Raw genomic sequence first — 15,114 nt, forward strand, 5'->3', positions numbered from 1 at the left:
AAACTAATCACCTATCCCCCCGTATATACGGTAAACTATCCCGGTTTTTGTCTCAGGATAGCGTCTATGAATCACTCCCTTAAGCCCTGGAATACCTTTGGCATTCAACGTAATGCTAATAAAATTGTACGTGCCGATACTGCACAGCAGCTGCTGGATGCCTGGCAAAGCGCAACAGAACAAGACGAACCTGTACTGATTCTGGGCGAAGGAAGTAATGTCCTGTTTCTCGATGATTTTGCGGGAACGGTGATCGTTAACCGCATCATGGGAATTGATGTGGAAGAGCGCGCCGATAGCTGGCATCTGCACGTTGGCGCCGGTGAAAACTGGCATCATCTGGTGCAATACACCCTGGACAAAGGGATGCCAGGACTGGAAAACCTTGCCCTTATCCCTGGCTGCGCCGGATCATCCCCCATTCAAAATATCGGTGCCTATGGCATCGAACTGAAACACGTTTGTGAATACGTCGATTGTATTGAGCTGGCGACCGGCGCGGCTCAGCGTTTAACCGCTGAACAGTGCCGTTTTGGCTACCGTGACAGTATTTTCAAGCATGAATATCAGGATCGCTACGTGATTGTCGCCGTAGGCCTGCGTCTGTCAAAAAACTGGCAGCCGGTGCTGACCTACGGTGATTTAACGCGTCTCGATCCCGAAACGGCGACTGCCCGTGATGTTTTTGACTCGGTGTGCCATATGCGCACGACCAAACTTCCTGATCCTAAAGTGAATGGAAATGCGGGAAGTTTCTTCAAAAACCCGGTTATCAGCAGCGAAAACGCACAAGCGTTTCTTGCAGGTTGGCCTGCCGCGCCCCATTACCCACAGGCGGATGGTAGCGTGAAGCTGGCCGCGGGCTGGCTTATCGATCAATGCCAGTTAAAAGGCACCTCCGTGGGCGGTGCGGCCGTTCATCGCCAGCAGGCTCTGGTGCTGATTAATCAAAACGATGCGACCAGCGAGGATGTTGTCCAGTTGGCCCATCACGTCCGTCAGCAAGTGGGCGAAAAATTTAACGTCTGGCTGGAGCCAGAGGTCCGCTTCATTGGCCGTACGGGTGAAGTGAATGCCGTGGAGGTTATCGCGTGAAGGACAATACTATCCCTTTAACCCTGATAAGCATTCTTGCCGACGGTGAATTCCATTCCGGCGAGCAACTGGGTGAACACCTGGGCATGAGCCGTGCCGCCATTAACAAGCATATCCAGACCCTCCGCGACTGGGGTGTCGATGTCTTTACGGTACCCGGAAAAGGCTACAGCTTGCCGGAGCCGATTCAGCTGCTGAATGAAGAGCTGATCCGCAGCCAGGTAGAGCATGGCAATGTTGCGGTCTTGCCGGTGATCGATTCGACCAACCAGTACCTTATGGATCGACTCAGCGAATTATCCTCCGGGGATGCCTGTGTAGCCGAGTACCAGCAGGCCGGGCGTGGCCGTCGAGGCCGCAAGTGGTTTTCGCCATTTGGTGCCAACCTCTATCTCTCCATGTACTGGCGTCTGGAGCAGGGTCCCGCTGCTGCTGTTGGCCTGAGCCTGGTCATCGGGATTGTGATGGCGGAAGTGCTGCACGATCTGGGCGCTGATAAGGTGCGGGTGAAATGGCCAAACGACCTTTATCTGAACGATCGTAAACTTGCCGGTATTCTCGTTGAATTAACGGGTAAAACAGGCGACGCGGCGCAAATTGTCATTGGTGCAGGCCTCAATATGGTGATGCGCAATGTACAAAATGACGTGGTGAATCAGGCGTGGACCAACCTGCAGGAAGCGGGGATCACCATCGATCGCAACACCCTTGCCGTGCGTATGATAAAAGAATTACGCAGTTCGCTTTCGCTCTTTGAACAAGAGGGGCTGGCATCCTTCCTGTCCCGTTGGGAAAAGCTGGATAACTTTATTAACCGTCCGGTGAAATTGCTGATTGGTGATAAAGAGATCTACGGTATTTCCCGCGGCATCGACGCACAGGGCGCGTTGCTCCTGGAGCAGGATGGCGTGATCAAACCCTGGGTGGGCGGTGAGATTTCACTGCGCAGCGCGGAATAACCCATTATGCGAAAACCCGCATGCGCCGCTCTGGCCGTCATGATGAGTTTACTGTTCTCCCCCCTCTCTCAGGCGGGCCAGGCCTGGGAGAGTTACAAAGCACGCTTCTTTACGCCGGAAGGGCGGATTGTCGATACCGGCAACGGCAATGTTTCGCATACTGAAGGCCAGGGCTTCGCCATGCTGATGGCGGTGGCTAACGACGATAAAACCACGTTCGATAAGCTCTGGAAATGGACTGACAGTACGCTGAAGAACAAAGAAAATGGTCTGTTTTACTGGCGTTATAACCCTGCCGAGTCCAACCCGATTGCTGACAAAAATAACGCCGCCGATGGCGATGTCCTGATTGCCTGGGCGCTGTTGAAAGCGGATACGCGCTGGCATGACAAACAGTACAGCGCCGCATCGGATGCGATAACGAAAGCACTCATTAGCCACACCGTGACCCGTTATGCGGGTTACCGCGTGATGCTGCCCGGCGTCCAGGGGTTTACCCTCGACGGTGAGATCGTGCTTAACCCCTCTTATTTCGTCTTCCCGGCCTGGCAGGCCTTTGCCAGTCGCAGCCATTCGCCGGTCTGGGGCAAGTTGATTCAGGATGGCCATCGCTTGCTGGCAAAAATGGGATCGGGTAAAGCCAGACTTCCCACGGACTGGGTCTCGCTGGGCTCTACGGGCACGCTGTCCCCGGCCAAAGCCTGGCCGCCACGGATGAGCTACGACGCGATCCGCATTCCACTTTACCTGGCCTGGTCTGATAAGAAGAGCCCACTGTTAACGCCGTGGCGAGCCTGGTTCGGTCAGTTCCCCCGCGAACAAACTCCCGCATGGGTAAACGTGACGACCAATGAATATGCGCCTTACATGATGGAAGGGGGGCTGCTGGCGGTACGTGATTTAACGATGGGACAGCCATCCGGAGAACCCGAGATCACTGCAAAGGATGATTACTACTCCGCAAGCCTGAAAATGCTTGTATGGCTTGCTGAACAGCCATAACGGAACGGGTGAGCCCTCTCCCCTGGGGGGAGAGGGAAATGCGGTTTACTGCGGATAAGGTACCCAGTCTCCACCGTTCAGTCGAACGTACGGTTTGTTCTGATACTGAATCACGACCGCGTTCGCGTTCTCAGAGACTTCGGCAGTTTGCGGCAGGTTACTGGTGAGTTGATCCCAGTTCACGCTGTCTTCCACAAACAGTTTGCCGTCAACCGCGCGGGCAACCAGTTCTGAAATGGCCAGATAGCTGGTTGGCTGAGCGATCTCAATCGGTGCGCCCTGATGAGGTGCCTTCATACCAAAGAATTTAATGCCTGCCGGTACGTTGGTAATAGACGGGCTAGGGATATCACGCAGACCTGACACCTGCATTCTGTCGCCTTTCAGCGCGGCGCCGTGTTCAGGTACCACAACCACCATCACTTTACGGCCCGATTTATCCAGCTCCGTAAAGAACGCGTCCAGTTCATCGAAGAATTTCTGCGCACGAACTTTATAATCTGCCGTTTTGCTCACGCCAGGGAAGTGGTTACCATCGTGAAGCGGCAGCGTGTTGTAGAACGTTGCACTGCGCGGATTACTGTCTTTTTCGATGGTCTTCAGCCAGCGTTGCAGCACGGCGGTATCGTCATAAACAGGTGAACCGTCAAAGCCCAGCAGAGTGACCGGCAGTCCGGTTTGATCCATCAGCTGTGCCTGCATACCACCCTGTTCGCGCACCTCTTTCAGGAAGTTACCGAACTGGCCGTTATGTCCCAGCATCAGATGCTGCGTGAAGCCCAGTTTTGAGAGGTTATCGAACAGATAACACTGGTTGCCGGCGGGTTGATACAGGTTCTTATGCGATGTCTGACCGCAGCTTGCGCGAAGCAGGCGAATTGCTGCCGGGCCGCTGTACGAGGTGGCAGAGTTAAAGTCTTTAAACTGGATATCGAAATGGGACCACAGCGGGTGAGACATCAAACCCGCGGCATCGACGTCAGCCCAGGAGAGGGAACAGATGTTGATCACCAGCAGCTCAAACGGCTGAGCATCCGCCGGCAGGGCTTCCGGGAATTTGGTCTGACGTTTATCTTCCGCGGTATAGAAGCTGGAGAGCCAGGCGTTCAGGTTAGTGGACGTCGGCGGTGCAGTCTGCGTCGGGATATCGCCGACCACAGGCGTATCACCTGCCGTCGTGACGGTTGCCGCTGCACTTCCCCCGGTAGTGGTCACCGTGGTCGTGGGTTGACCCGCGGGCCACAGGGAGAAGTCTGGACCCGCAAGCGTCAGCACGTTCAGCCAGATCATAATGGCGACGACAAATACCGTGACGCGGATCCATTGTGACAGGAACAGCCAGGCCACCAGCAGCACAAAGACGGCACCTATCATTTGCCAGTTAATAAAGCGCTCGGTCAGGTCAAGGACATAGCTGGCGCTAAACCCTGCCACCTGCGAACCCTGACTCATAATGCTGTCCGGTCCCGGCAGCCAGGTGTCATGCCAGAACAGAGCAAAGCCGACAGGGATAGCAATCCAGTGACGCAAGCGATGCAGCCTGATATTGGGCAAAGGCATCAGCAGGAAAGCCATAAACACCAGGTTGAGCAGGGGATGGAAATTCAGATAGCCTGCCCACAGCAGACCAAACTTCACCAGAAAGTAGAAGTTCCAGCCGGAAAGGCCGCGCCAGTATTGCCAGAGCGGCGATGGTGACGAAGCGGTATAGGTAGAATTAGTCATGTTTTCGGTCTGCCTTGACGTGTGATGCCCGTGTCAGTGTTCCGGCTGGTTTTACATAGCGAGGTTTTACAAACAGCACTCTGGCCGTATCGCGGATACGGCGTATGGAATGGCGTGCATAGTAGCCAAGCGGGAAAAAGATCAGCGCAGAGAATACGACCAGTTGAATGATATCGCTGATATTCATGATGGTGCGTTCTCCCCATTCTCAGTTAACAGGCGAAGGGGTTCCGGTATTCGCCGCCAGACGTGTCCGTCATGTCGGGCGTTGAGAATCGGTTTGGCATCGCTCTTCACGCTGAGCGGTTTCGCCCATTGTTCAGGTTCGAGGGCGCGCATCTGCACCAGCTCTGCACTGATAGAATTATCTTCGAACCAGATCATACGGTTCGAGAAAATATCCCCGGTTGGCAGCGGGAAGATATGGTTAAGGGCGGTATCAAGATCGTTTATCCGGCAGAAGGACAAGAACAGCACCAGGCGGTTGTCGCCGATGGTCATGATGTCTCCTGTGCGGTTCGGACGGCATAACGTGAGCGCCTGTTCAACGCGGATACCCGGTACCGGGCGCAGGGCAACCATCACCCCTTTCCCGTCTGCAGGAAGCAGCGTGTTGCTCATCATGTTGCCGACGGCGTCGCAGAAGGTATCCCATTTCTGGTATCCACGCAGCTTCATCGGCTGCGTCATGGAGAGCAGGGTGGAGATATCTTCCGGTACGTGACGGTTGAACTGCTGACCCTGAACGCTTTCGAGAAGCGTCAGGCAGCGTGATAACGGCGCATTCCACGGAATCACCATATTGGCACCGCAGCCCAGAAGCAGGCGCTCATCCGTGGCGCGAAGGCTGGTGTTATTTTCGCGCACCACTATTTTTAAGGCGCTTCCGCGCTGGCGACGTAAGGTGTGGATCTGTCGCGCCAGCGTTTCAATCTGGTTATTTTGCATGAGCGAAAAAACAATGGTTGCCGCCTGAGTTGTGCGAGCTTCATTAAAAAGCGCTTCGTTAGAATCAAACAACGACCAATTTTCCGAGAGCGCAGGTGCCCCTTCTAAAACGGCAATATGGCTCAGGATTCGTTTTTCATCGCTGCGCGGTTGCACCACGGTTTCTTCCTGCTGCGCCAGGTGCCATTCGCCCTCAATATGTTTAAGGGTGAGCTGTTGTCTGGCGCTTACGCCTTTTTCATTACACCAGAACGCAATATCGTAGAGATAGCTGTCTGCCTGGTTCCGAAGACTCGCCAGACCAAACAGGGAGCGATATTCGCCCATTAAAAGGGAAAACAGTTTGTCATTATTACTGCCAGGATTGACTATCAATAGCGTGCAATTTTGAAATTTTGCCCATTTATTGATTTTTTCCAGCCAGGGCAGTAGTTTTTCAGCAGGGATATTTTGCAGGGCGTTATTTGAGCATTTCAGAATCACCAGATAGTGATCCGGATCAATAGAGCACTGAATGTCGCGGGACAAAAAGTATAGACTATCGGCCTCCGCAGGCATGGAAAATAATCGCACCGTCTGCGGACCGCGATCGTTTTCAAGGGTGATAATTTTCTTTGGCTCTTCGCCCATGCTCACGACGGCCACGCGGGAATCCTTGCCCTGAGCGGCAATTGTCTTGTTTACCAGACTGATAGCATCTTCATTACGATCCGTATTAATCCACCAGACTCCTCCGACTGGCATGTGGCTCAATTCGTCCCATAATGACTGGATGCCAATAGAAAATATGGAGTCCACGGTGTCCCTCTTTTCGTTTAATTTCTCTGTATCTCAGTTTACTAGGGAAGGTGCGAACAAGTTCCTGATATGAGATCATCATATTCATCCGGAGCGCATCCCAGAGGGACATCATGAGCCATCAACTCACCTTCGCCGATAGTGAATTCAGCACTAAGCGCCGTCAGACCCGAAAAGAGATTTTCCTCTCCCGCATGGAGCAGATTCTGCCATGGCAGAATATGACCGCTGTCATCGAGCCGTTTTATCCCAAGGCGGGCAATGGCCGACGGCCCTATCCGCTGGAGACCATGCTGCGTATTCACTGCATGCAGCATTGGTACAACCTGAGCGACGGTGCCATGGAAGATGCCCTGTACGAAATCGCCTCCATGCGCCTGTTTGCCCGATTATCCCTGGATAGCGCCCTGCCGGATCGCACCACCATCATGAATTTCCGCCACCTGCTCGAGCAGCATCAACTGGCCCGTCAATTGTTCAAGACCATCAATCGCTGGCTGGCCGAAGCAGGCGTCATGATGACCCAAGGCACTTTGGTGGATGCCACCATCATTGAGGCACCCAGCTCTACCAAGAACAAAGAGCAGCAACGCGATCCGGAGATGCATCAGACCAAGAAAGGCAATCAGTGGCACTTTGGCATGAAGGCCCACATTGGTGTCGATGCCAAGAGTGGCCTGACCCACAGCCTGGTCACCACCGCGGCCAACGAGCATGACCTCAATCAGCTGGGTAATCTGCTTCATGGAGAGGAGCAATTTGTCTCAGCCGATGCCGGCTACCAAGGAGCGCCACAGCGCGAGGAGCTGGCCGAGGTGGATGTGGACTGGCTGATCGCCGAGCGTCCCGGCAAGGTAAAAACCTTGAAGCAGCATCCGCGCAAGAACAAAACGGCCATCAACATCGAATACATGAAAGCCAGCATCCGTGCCAGGGTGGAGCACCCGTTTCGCATCATCAAGCGGCAGTTCGGCTTCGTGAAAGCCAGATACAAGGGGCTGCTGAAAAACGATAACCAACTGGCGATGTTATTCACCCTGGCCAACCTGTTTCGGGTGGACCAAATGATACGTCAGTGGGAGAGATCTCAGTAAAAACCGGAAATAACGCCAGAAATGGTGGAAAAAATAGCCTAAATAGGCTGATTCGATGTGTTTGCGGGAAAAAAATCGGCCCAGATCCGCGAAATTTTAATCAGCGAGTCAGCTTGGGAAGAAATGACCTGCTTATTCGCACCTTCCCTAGCGAAAGCGTAGAAATAAACCTAACATTGAAATTAAAGAACATCAGATTTAGCATGTAAATGAAATTTGATAGGGCAGGAAGCCTCGCTACTTCTGATTGTGCGATTTTACTCAAAGGGATGGAATAGAATGGATAATAACGAACCCGGCACCCCAGTCGACTCAACCCTGGGTTACACATTCCAGAACGACTTTCTGGCGCTGACGCAGGCGTTTTCATTACCTGAAATAGATTACACCGACATTTCCCAGCGGGAACAGTTGGCCGCGGCTATTAAACGTTGGCCGCTATTAGCTGAATTTGCCCAACAACAATAAGGGAGCCATTGATGGCCATACTAGGATTACAGGGCGTCCGTGGTGGAGTAGGTACAACATCCGTTACCGCGGCGCTGGCGTGGTCATTACAGCTTTTAGGTGAATCGGTATTGGTGATTGACGCCTGTGCCGATAATTTGCTGCGCATGTCGTTTAATGTCGACTTTACGCGTACAGAGGGTTGGGCTCGCGCGCTGCTTGATGATAAAGACTGGCGCGATGCGGGTATGCGTTATACCTCGCAGCTTGATGTACTGCCCTTTGGCCAATTGACCACTACCGAGCGTGAAAATGAAGCTGCCTATCAGCGTCTGTTTTCCCAGTTCACCGTCGCGCTGCAGGAGCTGAAAGAAAAAGGCCATTATAAGTGGATCCTTCTGGATCTGCCGCACGGCGCCGGCACGCTGACCCGACAGCTTATGGCGCAGTGCGATCGCGTGCTGTCGATTGTGAACGTCGACGCGAATTGCCATATCCGTCTGCATCAGCAAGGGTTGCCTGAAAATGGTCATATCCTGATTAATGATTTACGCATTGGCAGCCAGATCCAGGACGACCTGTATCAGGTTTGGCTGCAAAGCCAGCGCCGTCTGCTGCCGATTGTTATCCATCGTGATGAGGGCATGGCGGAATGCCTGGCCTCCAAACAGCCACTCGGTGAATACCGCAGCGATTCCCTGGCGGCAGAAGAGATCCTGACGCTGGCGAACTGGTGTCTGCTGCACTTTGCCAAAGGGGCAGAGCCTGCAGGGAGTTCTGTATGAGCCGTCTCGCCAGCTGGTTACTCATCCCGCCGGTCAGTTCGCGTCTGAGCGAACATTACCGGCATTTTCGCCGACACGGTGCTTCGGCATTCAGCGCCGCGCTCGGCTGCTTCTGGATGATTCTGGCCTGGACGTTTATTCCCCTCGAACACCCGCGCTGGCAGCGCATTCGTGCGCAGCACAGTGAGTTATATCCGCATATTCATCCCGACCGCCCGCGACCGTTGGATCCGGCGCGTTATATCATTCAGGCTGTCTGGCTGGTGGCCACGTCGTCCCGCTCAGAAAACAAAGCGCCGCGCTGGCGCAGCTTCTCCCGCGTGCAACATTTACGTGAGCGCTATCACCAGTGGCTGGACAGTTTGCCTGACCGCGTGGGTGACAAGACCAGCCATCTGGATAACCATAAAGAGCTCGGGCATCTGCACCCGGGCTTGCGGCGTTTTATACTCGGCGTAATCGTCGTTTTCTCGCTCATACTGGCCCTGGTCTGTATTACGCAGCCCTTTAACCCTCTGGCGCAGTTCACCTTCCTGATCCTGCTGTGGGGCGTGGCATTGCTGGTGCGCCGTATCCCGGGACGCTTCTCCGCCCTGATGCTGATTGTGCTGTCACTGACCGTCTCCTGTCGCTACATCTGGTGGCGTTACACCTCAACGCTCAACTGGGATGACCCGGTCAGCCTGGTGTGCGGTCTGGTTCTGCTGTTTGCGGAAACGTACGCCTGGGTTGTACTGGTGCTGGGGTATTTCCAGGTCATCTGGCCGCTCAACCGTCAGCCGGTTCCGCTGCCAAAAGACACGTCACAATGGCCGTCTGTCGATCTCTTCGTGCCGACCTACAACGAAGACCTGAGCGTGGTAAAAAACACGATTTACGCCGCGCTGGGTATCGACTGGCCGAAAGATAAACTCAAAATCTGGGTCCTGGATGACGGCGGCCGCCCGGCGTTCCGCCAGTTCGCGGAAGAGGTGGGTGTCGAGTACATCGCCCGTACCACGCATGAACACGCAAAGGCCGGGAACATCAACAACGCCCTCAAGTATGCCAAAGGTGAGTTTGTCTCAATCTTTGACTGCGACCACGTGCCGACGCGCTCGTTCCTGCAGATGACGATGGGCTGGTTCCTGAAGGAGAAAGAGCTGGCGATGATGCAGACGCCGCACCACTTCTTCTCGCCAGATCCGTTTGAACGTAACCTTGGCCGTTTCCGTAAAACCCCTAACGAAGGCACGCTGTTCTATGGCCTGGTGCAGGACGGGAACGACATGTGGGATGCGACCTTCTTCTGCGGTTCCTGTGCGGTTATCCGTCGTAAACCGCTGGATGAGATCGGTGGCATTGCCGTCGAAACGGTCACCGAAGATGCGCATACCTCGCTGCGCCTGCACCGTCGGGGCTACACCTCCGCGTATATGCGTATTCCGCAGGCCGCGGGTCTGGCAACGGAATCTCTCTCGGCGCACATCGGCCAGCGTATTCGCTGGGCGCGCGGCATGGTGCAGATTTTCCGTCTCGATAACCCCCTGATTGGGAAAGGGCTGAAACTCGCGCAGCGTCTGTGCTACGTCAACGCCATGTTCCACTTCCTGTCCGGTATCCCGCGCCTCATCTTCCTGACCGCGCCGCTGGCGTTCCTGCTTCTTCACGCCTATATCATCTACGCGCCTGCGCTGATGATTGCGCTGTTCGTTCTGCCGCACATGATTCACGCGAGCCTGACGAACTCGAAGATTCAGGGTAAATACCGCCATTCGTTCTGGAGTGAAATCTACGAAACGGTGCTGGCCTGGTACATCGCGCCGCCGACGATGGTGGCGCTGATCAACCCGCACAAAGGTAAATTCAACGTCACCGCGAAGGGCGGTCTGAATAGCCACGGATAATCTAGACACTTCCGAGTCGTTGATAATATTGGTTTTCATACTCCGTCGGTGGCATCTGATCGCTCGAACCATGTCGACGCTTACTGTTATAAAACATTTCGATGTAATCAAAAATATCGCTGCGTGCTTCTTCCCGTGTTCCGTAAATCTTTTTCTTTATCCGTTCACGCTTCAGTAGCTGGAAAAAGCTTTCTGCAACTGCGTTGTCGTGACAGTTACCACGACGGCTCATACTACCCTCCAGACCGTGTGATTTCAGGAACGACTGCCACTCATGGCTTGTGTACTGACTACCTTGATCAGAATGAACCAGAACCTGTTTTTGGGGATTACGTCGCCACACGGCCATCAAAAGCGCATTCAAAACAATATCTTTTGTCATCCGCGGTTGCATTGACCAGCCGATAACTTTGCGCGAGAACAGGTCAACAACTACGGCAAGATACAGCCAGCCTTCGTGGGTTCGGAGTAGAGTAAGAGGCAGGGCGTAGTCGGACTATTTCCCTGCCTCTCCTCCCCGAACCGGACGTGCACCTTTCAGCGCATCCGGCTCTCCATTTAAATGCTGGCGAACGCCATTGCCACTTCTGTAAAGCGCGATGTATACGTGTTTCTGGTCTCCGTCCTCAGATAGGGATTACCTTCGGGTAGCCGCCAGCGGAACAGCTTCTTGCCTTGCCCCACCAACCGGTACAGTATTTCGCCGCTGAGCTTGCCGTGATTGGTTTTACCAAATAAAACCCACGTTTTGCTCTGACCCGGTTTCGGTGATTTACACCACCACCTCATCAGGGAAGCGATACCTGTACGGTATTTGCGGGCCAGCCAGTGAGCCAGCTTCCAGAACACGACACGGTCGATATAACTGAAGACTTTGGCCTTAAAATCAACGAACTGATAGAACATAGCCCAGCCTTTCAGTTTTCGGTTGAGTTGTTCAGCCATATCGACTTTGCTTTCACTGTAGTTGCCTGATAACAGTGCTGTCAGCGATGCGGCGAAGTTTCTGGCTTTCTCCTGCGGGATCGTTGAGACCACTCGCATCTCGCCATAACGACTGCGTTTGCGAATGATTCTGTGCCCCAGAAAGATAAAGCCGTCATTAACATGGGTGATTTTAGTCTTATCCATGTTCAGCCTGAGTTTCAGACTGCCTTCGAGCACACCCCGACACTCCTCCCTGATGGCTTCCGCCTGTGCTTTGGTGCCTTTGACGATGAGGACAAAATCATCGGCATAGCGGCAGTACGCCACCGCGGGTTTCCACTGCCAGTTTTCTCTGACCGCCGTACTTCGGCCCCGTTGGATACTGTTATTCCAGTACCACCGATCTTTTCTGGCTTTCCCGCTCAGGTAGCGCTCATGCAGGTATTGATCGAACTCATTCAGCATGATGTTCGATAATAGCGGCGATATAACACCGCCCTGTGGTACACCTTCACTGGCCGCCCGAAAGAGACCGACATCGATATGTCCCGCCTTGATGGTTTTCCACAGCAGAGTCATGAAACGTGCGTCACTGATCCTGCGGCGTACAGCCTTCATCAGCAGTCGATGATGTACGGTGTCGAAGTAACTGGACAGGTCGCCTTCAATCACCCAGCGTCCCCGGGTTTCACCACAGTCTGTGAGCTGTAATTTCACCGTGCGGATCGCGTGGTGGACACTGCGCTCAGGCCGGAAGCCATATGAGAGCGTATGAAAATCACTCTCCCATATCGGCTCCATCGCCATCAGCATGGCCCGCTGAACAATACGATCCCGCAACGCGGGGATACCCAGTGGTCGCAGTTTGCCGTTGCTTTTAGGGATGTAAACCCGTCTGGCGGGCAAGGGCTGGTAGTGGCCTGAGAGTAATTCATCCCTGAGGATTTGCAGCTCAACAGCCAGTCTGGCCTGTAGCATTGTTTTGTTCACGCCATCAACGCCGGGGGTATGGGCCCCCTTTGATGAAAGCGTGATCCGCGCCGCTTCAGCCAGCCATTCTGGTTGTGTTATCAGACGCAGCAGCCGTTGAATCCGTAGGGACGGATCGGTGGCTGCCCATGTGGCAAGCTTGCGTTGCATTTCGCTGATTATCAAAGGTCTTCACCTCGTTAGGTCAGTTAATTCACGTCGCAAACACATTCAAACTGCTTCCCTTCGCCATGTAATGGGCTTTCCCCATCGCGGACTACTACGGAAGCTCCGCCAGCCAGCGCGTCATCGGAGCCATGCCCCCTTAACATCCGTCGCTGACCTTCCCCGGTTTACCTGCCTGGACTCAGGCATACTGAGGAGGCTGCCCGTCGCACTCTTTATCCTTGCTTGCCGCAAGTTGGCAGAAGTCAGCAACGCAAGCGTGATAGACGCTGCTGCCCCGGTGTTTCGCATACATGTCAAAACACCTTCGACCGGCAGTGCTTACGTATCACTGCCAGTTCCTCCTGCACGGCCTGTCAGATCACGTAGGCCGTGGTGACGTTTTCAACCCACAGAGGCGGATTAACGGGTTCATGTTCTTCAGCCTTTCAGTACTTAACCTTGAGGATCATCTCGGCTTAGTGATCTCGCCTCAATCCCCGTTGTCAGCGGGTTACATCACCCTGCGGGCATGCCGCAGGTCACTGCCGCTCAGGTTCTCCACCGTCACACCCGGTGGGATTGTTGGGTTTCTCATCGTGAGTTACCGGTTCAATATTCCAGACAGACTCGCGGTTCATTTAAGCATCCATGCCCGCCCTGAACTCCGGGCACACTGTACGTTATGTCCGTTACCCACCGTTCATCCGGTGCTTCCGGGTTGAACTGCCGCTGGAGTCTGTTGGGTGTCACGATACTGGCTTCACCTTTACGCGATCGTGGGCTTCGATACCCAACCTGAGCCTTTATCCCGGCACGCTTCATCAGCCGCCAGACCCGGTTAATCCCACATTGTTGCCCACTATCTCGCAGGTCGAGATGGATCTTGCGATAGCCATAAACGCAACCGGACTCCAGCCAGAACTGTTTGATTTGTCCTGTCAGTCTTATATCCGCCTGATGCCGTGGTGAATACGGCTGCTGAAGCCAAGCGTAAAACCCACTCGGATGAACATTCAATACCCGACAGAGTAGGCGAACAGGCCAACAACAGGAGTTGTCACGGATAAAGGCGTACCTCAGTCGGACAGCTTTGCGAAGTACGCCGCTGTAGATTCAATCTGTCAATGCAACACCCCTTTCAATTATCTCTTTCGGTGTTTTGAACTTCAGTGTCTTTCTCGGTCTGTTGTTTAGCTGAGCAGCAACCAGATCTAGTTCATGTTGAGTATATTGGGCAAGACATGTCTTTTTAGGAAAGTACTGCCGAATTAGCCCATTTGTGTTCTCATTTGTTCCCCGCTGCCAAGGACTCTGAGGATCGCAGAAGTAAACTTTAACGCCGGTGCTGACAGTAAATTCTAGATGTCTGGCCAGTTCCATTCCTCTGTCCCATGTCAGTGATTTTCTGAGTTCTGACGGTAAACTCAGGAATTTGTCGGTAAGAGCCTGATTTACTGAGACAGAATCTTTGCCCCTGAGTCTAAGGATGATCGTATAACGTGATTTTCGGTCTACAAGTGTGGCTATATGAGAGTTTTTTGTACCTGAGACTAAATCGCCCTCCCAATGCCCCAGAGAGCGTCTGTTATCGATATTTCGGGAACGTTCGTGAATTGGTGTTCCGTTCACTATGTTAATCGTACCTCTTTCGCCTTTGCGGGTATGACGCCTGCCATGGCGAAGGCTATGCGACCGTCGCAGATGCTGTATATTCAGGTGGTGTAGCGCTTCACGGCTACGAAAGTACAGCGTTTTATAAATTGTCTCAGGTGATATTCGCAGCGTTTTTTGACGTGGTTTTGTTCGCCTTAACCATCCTGATATTTGCTCTGGAGACCATTTCATCTCCAGCTTTTCCAGAACAAGCTTTCGCAATGGTAAATTTTGATCCAGTAAGCACGGTTTTGGCCTTTTCGCCATTCTGTTGGCTCGGTTATTAGCATCAACAGCTTTGTAATAGCGTCTGCCCCGATTACGCTGAACTTCACGTGAGATCGTCGAAGGACTGCGATTCAGCGCAGTAGCTATCGCACGAATGCTCATTTTGGCTGACAAACCAGCTCGTATCTCCTCGCGCTCAGACAGTGTCAGGTGAGCTACAGCCCGCTTACGCTCATGGGGTTTTATGCCGCCAGTATCCCTTAACATAGTGAAGATCGTTCCGGGTTTTGAACCCAGGATATTCGCTATTTCACTGAAGCCTGTTCCGTTCTTCCATAGTTCAAAAACAGAGGCTTTTTCCTCTGCTGTAAATGTTCGTCTCATTCAAAAAACCTCCGCAACCCCATGTTTTCACATAACTGTTGCGTTG

Annotated in this window: 12 protein-coding genes and 3 pseudogenes; 8 read left to right on the forward strand and 7 right to left on the reverse strand. The window is 53.4% G+C overall.

Going from position 1 to position 15,114, the window contains the following annotated elements:
• Window positions 1-66: 66 nt before the first annotated feature.
• The 3 genes from murB to HV157_RS15405 are packed head-to-tail and all read left to right on the forward strand — an operon-like array spanning window position 67 to window position 3,056.
• Window positions 67-1,095, forward strand: a complete 1,029-nt coding sequence (murB, locus tag HV157_RS15395) for a UDP-N-acetylmuramate dehydrogenase (RefSeq protein WP_182268689.1) — start codon at window positions 67-69, stop codon at window positions 1,093-1,095.
• A complete protein-coding gene (gene birA, locus HV157_RS15400) occupies window positions 1,092-2,054 on the forward strand; it encodes a bifunctional biotin--[acetyl-CoA-carboxylase] ligase/biotin operon repressor BirA (protein WP_032680102.1) in 963 nt (320 codons plus the stop codon). Before murB ends, birA begins: the two co-directional genes overlap by 4 nt.
• Window positions 2,055-2,060: 6 nt before the next feature.
• Window positions 2,061-3,056: a glycosyl hydrolase family 8 gene (locus tag HV157_RS15405; protein ID WP_040018274.1), complete on the forward strand. Its 996-nt coding sequence runs from the start codon at window positions 2,061-2,063 to the stop codon at window positions 3,054-3,056.
• A 45-nt stretch (window positions 3,057-3,101) separates the two neighbouring features.
• Here the strand turns inward: HV157_RS15405 and bcsG are convergent, their stop codons facing one another.
• From bcsG to bcsE, 3 genes are read right to left on the reverse strand one after another with little or no spacing between them, the layout of a single operon-like run.
• Window positions 3,102-4,781 carry a cellulose biosynthesis protein BcsG gene (bcsG, locus tag HV157_RS15410; RefSeq protein ID WP_020884479.1) on the reverse strand — a complete coding sequence of 560 codons (1,680 nt, stop codon included), beginning with the start codon at window positions 4,779-4,781 and terminating at the stop codon, window positions 3,102-3,104.
• Window positions 4,774-4,968: a cellulose biosynthesis protein BcsF gene (gene bcsF, locus HV157_RS15415; protein ID WP_182268690.1), complete on the reverse strand. Its 195-nt coding sequence runs from the start codon at window positions 4,966-4,968 to the stop codon at window positions 4,774-4,776. Before bcsF ends, bcsG begins: the two co-directional genes overlap by 8 nt.
• Window positions 4,965-6,527 (reverse strand): cellulose biosynthesis c-di-GMP-binding protein BcsE, encoded by a 1,563-nt coding sequence (gene bcsE, locus HV157_RS15420; protein ID WP_014172094.1) that lies wholly within the window; start codon window positions 6,525-6,527, stop codon window positions 4,965-4,967. Before bcsE ends, bcsF begins: the two co-directional genes overlap by 4 nt.
• 113 nt (window positions 6,528-6,640) lie before the next feature.
• Here bcsE and HV157_RS15425 point away from each other — a divergent pair, with 113 nt between their 5' ends.
• The 5 genes and pseudogenes from HV157_RS15425 to bcsA all read left to right on the forward strand — a co-directional run.
• The gene (locus tag HV157_RS15425; RefSeq protein WP_000019445.1) at window positions 6,641-7,621 is read left to right on the forward strand and encodes an IS5-like element ISKpn26 family transposase; all 981 of its coding nucleotides are present in this window, start codon (window positions 6,641-6,643) and stop codon (window positions 7,619-7,621) included.
• Window positions 7,603-7,830, forward strand: coding sequence for a hypothetical protein (locus tag HV157_RS26445; RefSeq protein WP_307729179.1), 228 nt, complete (start codon window positions 7,603-7,605; stop codon window positions 7,828-7,830). Before HV157_RS15425 ends, HV157_RS26445 begins: the two co-directional genes overlap by 19 nt.
• A gap of 70 nt (window positions 7,831-7,900) precedes the next feature.
• Window positions 7,901-8,089 carry a cellulose biosynthesis protein BcsR gene (bcsR, locus tag HV157_RS15430; protein WP_020884481.1) on the forward strand — a complete coding sequence of 63 codons (189 nt, stop codon included), beginning with the start codon at window positions 7,901-7,903 and terminating at the stop codon, window positions 8,087-8,089.
• 11 nt (window positions 8,090-8,100) lie between these two features.
• A complete protein-coding gene (gene bcsQ / locus HV157_RS15435; protein ID WP_025202798.1) occupies window positions 8,101-8,853 on the forward strand; it encodes a cellulose biosynthesis protein BcsQ in 753 nt (250 codons plus the stop codon).
• Window positions 8,850-10,724, forward strand: a pseudogene (gene bcsA / locus HV157_RS15440) (UDP-forming cellulose synthase catalytic subunit); the annotation flags it as partial. The gene bcsQ and the pseudogene bcsA, both read left to right, overlap by 4 nt.
• A 16-nt stretch (window positions 10,725-10,740) precedes the next feature.
• Here bcsA and HV157_RS15445 read toward each other — a convergent pair.
• The 4 genes and pseudogenes from HV157_RS15445 to HV157_RS15460 all read right to left on the reverse strand — a co-directional run.
• Window positions 10,741-11,217, reverse strand: a pseudogene (locus HV157_RS15445) (IS3 family transposase); the annotation flags it as partial.
• An 80-nt stretch (window positions 11,218-11,297) separates the two neighbouring features.
• Window positions 11,298-12,806 (reverse strand): group II intron reverse transcriptase/maturase, encoded by a 1,509-nt coding sequence (ltrA, locus tag HV157_RS15450; RefSeq protein WP_001189111.1) that lies wholly within the window; start codon window positions 12,804-12,806, stop codon window positions 11,298-11,300.
• Between the two features lie 672 nt (window positions 12,807-13,478).
• A pseudogene (locus tag HV157_RS15455) lies at window positions 13,479-13,907 on the reverse strand (IS3 family transposase); the annotation flags it as partial.
• A 9-nt stretch (window positions 13,908-13,916) separates the two neighbouring features.
• A complete protein-coding gene (locus HV157_RS15460) occupies window positions 13,917-15,068 on the reverse strand; it encodes an IS30-like element IS30 family transposase (protein ID WP_001254932.1) in 1,152 nt (383 codons plus the stop codon).
• Window positions 15,069-15,114: the final 46 nt, after the last annotated feature.

The sequence above is a fragment of the Enterobacter sp. RHBSTW-00318 genome, from assembly GCF_014101375.1.
GTDB classification, from domain to species: Bacteria; Pseudomonadota; Gammaproteobacteria; order Enterobacterales; family Enterobacteriaceae; genus Enterobacter; species Enterobacter ludwigii.

Coding starts and splice junctions, on each gene's coding strand:
- murB (WP_182268689.1), top strand. CDS start 67: ATGAATCACTCCCTTAAGCCCTGGAATACCTTTGGCATTCAACGTAAT.
- HV157_RS15405 (WP_040018274.1), top strand. CDS start 2,061: ATGCGAAAACCCGCATGCGCCGCTCTGGCCGTCATGATGAGTTTACTG.
- bcsG (WP_020884479.1), bottom strand. CDS start 4,781: ATGACTAATTCTACCTATACCGCTTCGTCACCATCGCCGCTCTGGCAA.
- bcsF (WP_182268690.1), bottom strand. CDS start 4,968: ATGAATATCAGCGATATCATTCAACTGGTCGTATTCTCTGCGCTGATC.
- HV157_RS15425 (WP_000019445.1), top strand. CDS start 6,641: ATGAGCCATCAACTCACCTTCGCCGATAGTGAATTCAGCACTAAGCGC.
- bcsR (WP_020884481.1), top strand. CDS start 7,901: ATGGATAATAACGAACCCGGCACCCCAGTCGACTCAACCCTGGGTTAC.
- bcsQ (WP_025202798.1), top strand. CDS start 8,101: ATGGCCATACTAGGATTACAGGGCGTCCGTGGTGGAGTAGGTACAACA.
- ltrA (WP_001189111.1), bottom strand. CDS start 12,806: ATGCAACGCAAGCTTGCCACATGGGCAGCCACCGATCCGTCCCTACGG.
- HV157_RS15460 (WP_001254932.1), bottom strand. CDS start 15,068: ATGAGACGAACATTTACAGCAGAGGAAAAAGCCTCTGTTTTTGAACTA.